Source organism: Micromonospora sp. MH33, from assembly GCF_003013775.1.
Taxonomy (GTDB): Bacteria; Actinomycetota; Actinomycetes; order Mycobacteriales; family Micromonosporaceae; genus Micromonospora; species Micromonospora fulviviridis.
On the sequence record NZ_MUYZ01000295.1, the window covers coordinates 1 to 8,714 of the forward strand.

An 8,714-nucleotide genomic window follows, 5' to 3' on the forward strand; every position below is an offset into this window, starting at 1 on the left:
CCGGCGCCGGCACCACCCGGGCGGCCGGCTCGCGCGGCACACCGCCGTCGCGCAGCAGCCGGGCCATCGGCAGGGTGGCCGCGCCCATCGCGACCGCGTCCGGTCCGAGCCGGCACAGCTCGATCGAGGTCTGGGCGTACGGCTGGCGCAGCGCGTGCCGCGCCGTGACCTCGCGGATCTGCGGCAGGTAGCGCTCGCCCAGGGCCAGGCCGGCCCAGCCGCCGAGCACCACCCGCTCCGGGTTGAAGAGATTCACCAGGTTCGCCACTCCGGCGCCGAGATAGCCGACCGTCTCGTCGAGCACCTTGGCGGCGGTGCGGCTGCCGGCGCGCAGCAGCTCGCCGAAGGCGCTCTCCTCGTCGCGGCCGGCCGCCGGACGGCCCCGGTTGGCCTGCCGGAACCGGTCCAGCACCCCCTCCGCCCCGACGTACGCCTCCAGGCAGCCGAGGTTGCCGCAGCGGCAGCGGCGGCCCCCGTACACGATGGTGGTGTGCCCCCACTCGCCGGCGCTGCTGTGCGCGCCGCGGTAGCCCACGCCGTCGGCGACCACGCAGGCCCCGACGCCGGAACCGACCAGGGCGATGACCGCGTGCCGGACGCCGCGCCCGGCGCCGAACCACATCTCGGCCTGGCCGAGCGTCTTGGCGCCGTTGTCGATGTGCACGGGGATGTCGGTGCCGGCGCGCAGCATGGCGCCGAGCGGCACGCCGTCCCAGCCGAGGGTCTGCGCGTGCACCACGGCGTCGGCGGTGCGCTCGACGGTGCCGGAGACGGCGACGCCGAAGCCGAGCACCGCGGCCGGGTCGACGCCGGCCTGCTCGATCACGGCGGTGAGGCCCTGCAGCAGGTGGTCGGTGACCTGCCGGGGGTCAGGCTCGGCGGCCCCGATCGGGTATTCCGCCTTGGCCAGGGCGGTCATCGCCAGGTCGAAGAGTTCGACCTGGACCCGGGTCTCGCCGACGTCGGCGCCGACCAGGTAGCCGTAGCCGGGGGCGACCCGGAGCAGCACCCGGGGGCGGCCACCGTCGGACTCGACCGAGCCGGCCTCCTCGACCAGGCCCTCGGCGATCATCTCGCCGACCAGGTTGCTCACGCTGGCCAGGCTGAGCGCGGTGGACTGCCCCAGCTCGTGCCGGCTCAGCGGGCCGTCCAGCCAGATCCGGGTGAGCAGGACCGACCGGTTGGCACGACGCATGTCGCGCACGGTGGTGCGTCTGGCGTCCACGTCCGCCGCCGTCCTCTCCCGGCCGCCCCCCGGCGGCCTGCTTCACGCCATGAACCAAGTGCTGACAGACTACTGCGCATTTACATTTAACAAAGTTAACTGCTAGCCTCCGGCGCATCGATGAGGAGGTATGTCATGCGACTTCGACGACGGCTGACCGCCGTGCTCGGCGGCGCCCTGCTGCTCGCCGTCCCGACCGCCCTGCCGGCCGCCACCGGTCTGGCCGCCTCCGCCGCGGAGACCGCGCTGGTCTCCTGTGCGGGCGTGCCGGCCTGGGCCGAGGGGGTGACCTGGACCGCGGGCAGCCGGGCCACCTACGCCAACCGGCTCTACCAGGCGCTGGTCACCCACACCCCGCCGGCCGGCGCGGGCTGGACGCCACCGGCCACCCCGGCGCTCTGGAGCGACCTCGGCGCCTGCGGCGCCGGCACCCCGTCACCGACCCCCACCACGAAGCCGCCCTCGCCCACTCCCACGCCCACCACCTCCCCCACGGCGACGCCCACCCCCACCCCGACCACGCCGCCGCCCGGCGGGAGCACCTGCGCGCTGAGGTCCCGGCCCGCCGGCAAGGTGCTCCAGGGCTACTGGGAGAACTGGGACGGCGCGTCCAACGGCGTGCACCCCGGCATGGGCTGGATCCCGATCACCGACTCCCGGATCACCGCCCACGGCTACAACGTGGTCACCGCCGCGTTCCCGGTGATCCGCTCCGACGGCACCGTGCTCTGGGAGGACGGCATGGACGCCGGCGTCAAGGTGCCCACCCCGGCCGAGGTGTGCCAAGCCAAGGCCGCCGGCCTGACCGTCCTGCTGTCGATCGGCGGCGCGACCGCCGGCATCGACCTCGGCTCCAGCGCGGTCGCCGACCGGTTCGTCGCCACCGTCGTGCCGATCCTCAAGCGGTACAACTTCGACGGCATCGACATCGACATCGAGACCGGGCTGACCGGCAGCGGCAACATCAACCAGCTCTCCACCTCGCAGGCCAACCTCGTGCGCATCATCGACGGGGTGCTGGCCCAGATGCCCGCCGGCTTCGGGCTCACCATGGCGCCGGAGACCGCGTACGTCACCGGGGGCAGCGTCACCTACGGCTCGATCTGGGGCGCGTACCTGCCGATCGTCAAGAAGTACGCGGACAACGGCCGGCTCTGGTGGCTGAACATGCAGTACTACAACGGCTCGATGTACGGCTGCGCCGGCGACTCGTACCCGGCCGGAACCGTGCAGGGCTTCGTCGTCCAGACCGACTGCCTCAACACCGGCCTGGTCGTGCAGGGCACCACCATCCGCGTCCCGTACGACAAGCAGGTTCCCGGGCTGCCGGCCCAGACCGGGGCCGGCGGCGGCTACCTGAGCCCGTCGCTGGTGGCGCAGGCGTGGAACACCTACCGGGGCGGCCTCAAGGGGCTGATGACCTGGTCGGTCAACTGGGACGGCTCGAAGGGCTGGACCTTCGGCGACAACGTCAAGTCTCTCCAGGGCCGCTGAGGCCACGCGGGGCCCCGCAGGCGCGCGGGGCCCCGCACCGAAGCCCCAGGAGGATCACCGGGCGAGGGCGGTCAGTTCGGGCACCACGTCGGAGGGCGATGGCATCGCGGCCATCTCGTCGCGTACGTCGGCCGCCGCTTCGGCGAGCGACACGTCGGTGACGAGCCGGGTCAGGACGTCCGGTGTGATCGCCCGGGCCTCCACCGCGAGACCGGCGCCGCGCCGCGCCACCATTTCGGCGTTGTGCCGCCGGTCGCCCGGCCCGGGCACGACGAGTTGCGGCACGCCCGCCGCCAGACCACCCAGCACGCTGCCCGCCCCGCCGTGGTGCAGGTACGCCGTCGCGTACGGAAGCACCCGGTCCAGCGGCACGCGGCCGACCGTCCGGACGTTCTCCGGCAGCCGCGGCAGCCTGCCGGGCGGCCGGACGAGCACGATGTCGGCGTCCACGGCGGGCGCGGCCGCGATGATCGCCGCCGTCGGGTCGCCGCCGCCCGGACCCGCGACGGTGCTCCGGCTCACGATGATCCGGGGCCGCTCCCCTGCGCTCAGGAGCCAGTCCGGCACCTCCCCGCCGCCCGAGTACGGCACCGCCCGCATGGGCAGTCCCGGCCTCGGCCCGGTCAGGCTCGGCGGCGACACGGTGATCGAGGCCACCGGCGCGCTGAACCGGTACCGCCTCATCGGTCCGCTCGCCGCCACGGCCGTGACGAGATCCGCGGCGGGGAACAGGTTGTTCTCCTGCACGACGCCGGGAACTCCGACGCGCTCGGCGGCGACTCCCCCGGCCACGCCCAGCGGCTCGTAGACGACCAGGTCGGGCCGTTCCCGCCGGGCCAGCGCGACCACGGCGTCCACGAACGTGGCGTTCGCGGCACCGAACAGCTCACCGACGACCGCGGTGCCCGCACGCCCGGCCAGTTCCCTACGGGCCAGCAGCGGATGTCGCAGTATCACCCGGCCGGCGATCCGCCCGAACGCGAAACCCGGCGCGACGTCGTACGCCGCCAGGCCGCCGAGGTCGACGGTCAGCGCGTCGCCGCCACTCGCGACCAGCACGTCGTGGCCGGCGTCCCGCCAGGCGAGGGCGAGCGGGACCAGCGGAAGCAGGTGCCCCTGCAGCGGCGCGGACACGATCAGGACGCGCATGTCCCTATTAGAACGAACGACGACCGGCGTCGTCGAACCCGTCGACTTCCGCCAACCGTTCCTGGGCAGCGACCCCGGCGTCCCCTGGCAGTCCGCGCCCGGCGGAAGTGACCCAGGTCACTCGGATGAACTTTCACCCCCGCGTCACGTCCGGAGCACCCGGATACCTCTCGCGTTCATCCAGGGAGAATCATGCGTTCAGTTCGCACATTATCGGCGCTGGCACTGGTGGTGCTGGGCGTCTCGGCGGCGGCTCCGGGCGGTACACCCGCGTCGGCGCAGCCCCGGGCCGCGAAACCGGCGACCCCACCCGCGGTCGCGTCCAAGCCCCGGGCGGTCACTCTGCTCACCGGCGACGTCGTCCACCTCGGCACCGTGAACGGCCGGACGACGGTCGACGTCGTGCCGGGCAAGGGACGGGAACGGATCCCGTTCATCACCCACAGCGCCGGCGAGGACGTGCGGGTCATCCCCGCCGACGCCGTCGGCCTGCTCAACCGGGGCAAGCTCGACGAGCGGCTCTTCGACATCTCCACGCTGATCGGCTTCGGCTACGACGACACCCGGGCCACCCTGCCGCTCATCGTCCAGCACGGCGGCGCGGCCCCCGCCGGCCTCGCCGGCGCCCGGACCACCCGGGAGCTCTCCGGCGCGAGCGCTGTCGCGGAGAGCCGCGCGGAGGCGGTCTCCTTCTGGAACGATCTCACGTCCTCGGCGGCTGGCAACGAGCGGCGGCTGCGGGCCGGATTCGACAAGATCTGGCTCGACGGGCTGCGCCACCCCACCCTGGACGTCAGCGTCCCGCTGACCGGTGCGCCGCAGGCCTGGCAGGCCGGCTGGACGGGACGCGGGGTGAAGGTCGGCGTGATCGACACCGGCGTTGACCAGACCCACCCCGACCTGGCCAGCCGCGTCGCCGCCGCGGCGAACTTCACCGCCGACCCGGACACCCTCGACCGGGTGGGCCACGGCACCCATGTCGCCTCCACCATCGCCGGCACCGCGGCCGCCTCCCAGGGCCGGTACAAGGGCATGGCGCCCGACGCGACCCTCTACAGTGCCAAGGTCTGCACCGAGGAGGGCTGCCCCGAGTCGGCGATCCTGGCCGGCATGACGTGGGCGGCGCAGCAGGGCGTCAAGGTCGCCAACATGAGCCTCGGCGGCACGGACAGCCCGGAGACCGACCCGATCGAGGCGGCCCTGGCCGATCTCACCCACCGTTACGGCGTGCTCTTCGTCGTCGCCGCGGGCAACGACGGTGAGGCCGGCGAGTCCACGGTGAACTCGCCCGGCAGCGTGGACGAGGCGCTGACCGTGGGCGCCGTGACCAAGACGGGCGAGTTGGCCGAGTTCTCGAGCCGGGGTCCGCGCAGCGGTGACGCCGGCATCAAGCCGGATGTCACGGCGCCCGGCGTCGGCATCCTCGCCGCCCGGAGTTCGACCTCCGACCTGTGGCCGAACGACGATAACCCGCAGTACACCAGCCTCAACGGCACCTCGATGGCGACTCCGCACGTGGCCGGCGCGGCGGCGATCCTGACCCAGCAGCACCCGGACTGGACGCCGGAGCGGATCAAGTCCACGCTGATGGCGGCCGCGCGGCCGAGCGCCACCATCGGCGTCTACGAGCAGGGCGCGGGCCTCCTCGACGTCGCCCGGGCGACCCGGCAGACCGTCACGACCAACCCGGTCAGCGTCGCCTTCGGGCGGGCCACCACCGCGCAGCAGCACACGATCACGTACGCGAACAGCGGCTCCTCGGCCCTCACCCTGACGCTCTCCCTCGACGCCAAGGACGCCGACCGCGCCCCGGCGCCGGCCGGCCTGTTCGGCCTCGACGCCTCCTCGGTGACGGTCCCGGCCGGCGGCACGGCCACCGTGACCGTCACCGTCCAGGCCGGCGCCGGCCTGCCGGACCACTACTTCGGGGGTGAGGTGACCGCCACCGGCGACGGCGTGCAGGTGCAGACCCCGGTCGCGCTCGACGTCGCCCGTCACCGGCTGAGCCTCAAGCTCGTCGGGCCCGACGGCGGCGCGCCCACCGCCGAGCAGGGCTGGGTGACCCTGCTGACCGACCTGGACCGGCAGACCACCATGGTGTTCGACGACCCCACGACCACCACGTACCGGGTCCGCGCGGGCCGCTACCTGGTCCAGACCTACCTGCTGACCGGCGACCCGTTCCTCCCGGACGTCACCTCGCTGATGCGCCCGAGCCTCGACCTCACGACGGACCAGTCCCTCACCATGGACGCCCGCCTGGCGAAGCCGGTCACGGTGTCGGTGCCGAACCCGAAGGCCACCGCGGTCCACCAGGAGTTCGGCTGGACGATCCGGACCGAGCAGCCGCAGATCTGGGGCAGCAACGATCCGTTCGGCGTGGTGATGGGCATCCCGCTCGACCACGTGCGGACCGCGCAGATCGGTGCCGGCCGGACGCCCGGCTTCGTCTCCTACGTCAACGGGATCTGGGGTCAGGTGGCCGAGGACGGCAGCCTGCACAACAGCCCGTACGTCTACCGGGTCTACTTCTACGAGCCGGAGAAGATGATGACCGGGCTGACCCGCAGGCTGCGCGCGGGCGACTTCGCCACGGTCCGCTCCCGGGTCGGCGCGGACGTGGCCGGCGTGCCGGTCTCGCGGACCGCGGTCGCGCACGCGCCCGGCAACTCGCCGATCTACCGGGACGAGCGCAACATCCCGCCGAGCTTCAGCTACGACGCGCCGGGGACCATCACCGAGTACTACAACCAGGACAAGAAGGCGGTCTGGCAGTCGACCTCGTCCCAGCTCAGGTACACGTACTACGAGTCGGCGTGGACCAGCTTCCGGCCCGGGCGCACGTACGACGTGAAGTGGGCCAACGGGGTGGCCGGGCCGGTCTTCCCGGAGCCGAACTTCGGCCAGCAGTTCGCCACCCGCTACTGGGGCGACATCATGGGCGGGCCGGGGCCGCTGCACGGCGACGGCAGCGGGCACATGGGCTTCCGGCATGTTCGCGACGGCAGCGTGGAGGTCAGCCTCTACCGCAACGGGGTCAAGGTCGGCGACGCGAACCAGGCGCCCTGGGTGTGGAACGTACCCGCGGAGACGGGTGACTACCGGCTGGCCGCGACCTTCCGCAGCGACCCGGCGTTCACCCTGTCGACCGTGGTCGACGCGGAGTGGACCTTCACGTCCGCGCACGTGGCCGACGGCGATCTGGTGAAGCTGCCGATGACGGCGATCCGGTTCTCCCCGGAACTCGACATCGACAACCGGGCGCCCGCCGGCCGGATGTTCGCGATCCCGGTCTCGCTCGACCGTCAGCTCGGGGCGGCGCCGGGCCGGACCAGGACCCTGACCGTCGAGGCGTCGTTCGACGACGGCAGGACCTGGCAGCGGCTGACCGTCCTGCGGTCCGGCGAGAAGGCGGTCGCCTGGGTGCGCAACCCGGCCGGCACCGGCTTCGTCTCGCTGCGGGCCGCCGCCGCCGACACCGGCGGTAACACGGTCAAGCAGACCATCCTCCGCGCCTACCGGTACTGAGGACGGCCCCGGACGCGGTGCCCACCGGCGCCGCGTCCGGGTCACCGGTGCCCGCGCAGCCGGTCGCGGATCCGCCGGGCCATCGGCGAGTCCGTCCCCCCGGTCCAGGCGAGGACCTCGTGGACCCGCGCGACGGCCGCGGCCCGCTGGGCGGGGTCGTCGTGCTCCTCCCCCAGGTCCGCGGCATAGGCGCGCAGCAGGTCATGCATCCGCCACCGACCGTCGCCGGGCTGGACCAGCAGCTGCGCCCCGAGCTCGGCGAGCAGGCCGCGGGCGACGCGCAGGGGCAGGCCGCCCAGGGCGGCCGCCGTCTCCGTGCTCAGCTCGCCGGTGGGGTGCAGGGGCAGCAGCCGGAAGAGTCGCGCCGCCTCGGGAGTCAGGGCCCGGTAGGACCAGGAGAAGGCCGTCTCCAGATCGGCGTGTGCGTCCCCGAAGCCGGCCAGCCGGCCGTCGGCGGCGGCCAGCTCGCCGGCGACCGCGGGCAGGCTGAGCCCGGGCCGGCCGAGGGTGCGGGTGGCGACCAGCGCCAGGGCCAGCGGCAGCCCGCCGCACCGCGCGATGATCTCGTCGACGGCGGCGGGATCGGCGGCCGCCGCGTCGCCGAGCCAGCGGGTGAGCAGCTCGCGGGCCTCGACGTCGGTCAGCGGGTCGAGGTGCAGCGGGTGGGCGCCGGCCGGGCCGCTCGCGCCGGTGATCCGGCGGCGGCTGGTGGCGATGACGAGACTGCCCCCGGTGCCGGGCAGCAGGTGCCGGACCTGGTCCCAGTCGCGGCAGTTGTCGAGCAGGATCAGCATCCGGCGCTCGGCCAGGAGGCTGCGGTAGAGGCCGGCCTGCCCGTGCAGCTCGGCCGGGATGGCAGCGGGCGCGACGCCGAGGGACCACAGGAAGCCGCGCAGCGCCTCCGTCGGTGTCATCACCGCGCCGCCGGAGTCGAAACCGCGCAGGTCCGCGTGCAACTGCCCATCGGGGTAGCGGCCGGCCAGCAGGTGGGCCAGGTGCACCGCGAGGGTGGTCTTCCCGACGCCGGGCATGCCGTCGATCGCCAGGGCGGTGGTCCTCCGGTCTCCGGCCAGCAGCTCCGCCGCGGCCGCGACGACGCCGCGCCGGCCGGCGAAGTAGGGGTGGTCGGCCGGCAACTGCGCCGGCGGCTCGGCCCGGGTCGACTGCGACAGGTCCGGCTCCGCCGGCGGCCATGATTCGGGCTCCGCGCCGCCGGACGGCGCTCCGGGCCGAAGAGGGGCCGGTCCGACGCCGCGCCGCGAGCCGGAGCCGTCGGTCGGGTCGTGGTCGAGCAGGCTGGCCCGAGCCGCGCGCAGGT

5 protein-coding genes are annotated in these 8,714 nt (G+C 74.0%); 2 read left to right on the forward strand and 3 right to left on the reverse strand.

What is annotated here, in order from left to right; all coding sequences use genetic code 11:
* On the reverse strand, positions 1 to 1,195 hold a 1,195-nt coding region (locus tag B0E53_RS29840; RefSeq protein ID WP_246835668.1), incomplete at its 3' end, for an ROK family transcriptional regulator.
* Between the two features lie 165 nt (positions 1,196 to 1,360).
* Between B0E53_RS29840 and B0E53_RS29845 the strand changes: the two genes are divergently transcribed.
* Positions 1,361 to 2,719: a glycosyl hydrolase family 18 protein gene (locus B0E53_RS29845; RefSeq protein WP_107079051.1), complete on the forward strand. Its 1,359-nt coding sequence runs from the start codon at positions 1,361 to 1,363 to the stop codon at positions 2,717 to 2,719.
* Between the two features lie 54 nt (positions 2,720 to 2,773).
* Here the strand turns inward: B0E53_RS29845 and B0E53_RS29850 are convergent, their stop codons facing one another.
* Positions 2,774 to 3,868 (reverse strand): nucleotide disphospho-sugar-binding domain-containing protein, encoded by a 1,095-nt coding sequence (locus B0E53_RS29850; protein ID WP_107079052.1) that lies wholly within the window; start codon positions 3,866 to 3,868, stop codon positions 2,774 to 2,776.
* A gap of 192 nt (positions 3,869 to 4,060) precedes the next feature.
* On the opposite strand from B0E53_RS29850, the gene B0E53_RS29855 reads away from it, so the two are divergent.
* Positions 4,061 to 7,396 carry a S8 family serine peptidase gene (locus B0E53_RS29855; RefSeq protein WP_107079053.1) on the forward strand — a complete coding sequence of 1,112 codons (3,336 nt, stop codon included), beginning with the start codon at positions 4,061 to 4,063 and terminating at the stop codon, positions 7,394 to 7,396.
* Between the two features lie 41 nt (positions 7,397 to 7,437).
* Here the strand turns inward: B0E53_RS29855 and B0E53_RS29860 are convergent.
* A partial coding sequence (locus B0E53_RS29860) for an NB-ARC domain-containing protein (RefSeq protein WP_246835669.1) occupies positions 7,438 to 8,714 on the reverse strand: 1,277 nt, incomplete at its 5' end.

What these genes read in the sequence shown, in the direction of transcription:
- B0E53_RS29845 (WP_107079051.1), top strand. Translation starts at nt 1,361, where the DNA reads ATGCGACTTCGACGACGGCTGACCGCCGTGCTCGGCGGCGCCCTGCTG.
- B0E53_RS29850 (WP_107079052.1), bottom strand. Translation starts at nt 3,868, where the DNA reads ATGCGCGTCCTGATCGTGTCCGCGCCGCTGCAGGGGCACCTGCTTCCG.
- B0E53_RS29855 (WP_107079053.1), top strand. Translation starts at nt 4,061, where the DNA reads ATGCGTTCAGTTCGCACATTATCGGCGCTGGCACTGGTGGTGCTGGGC.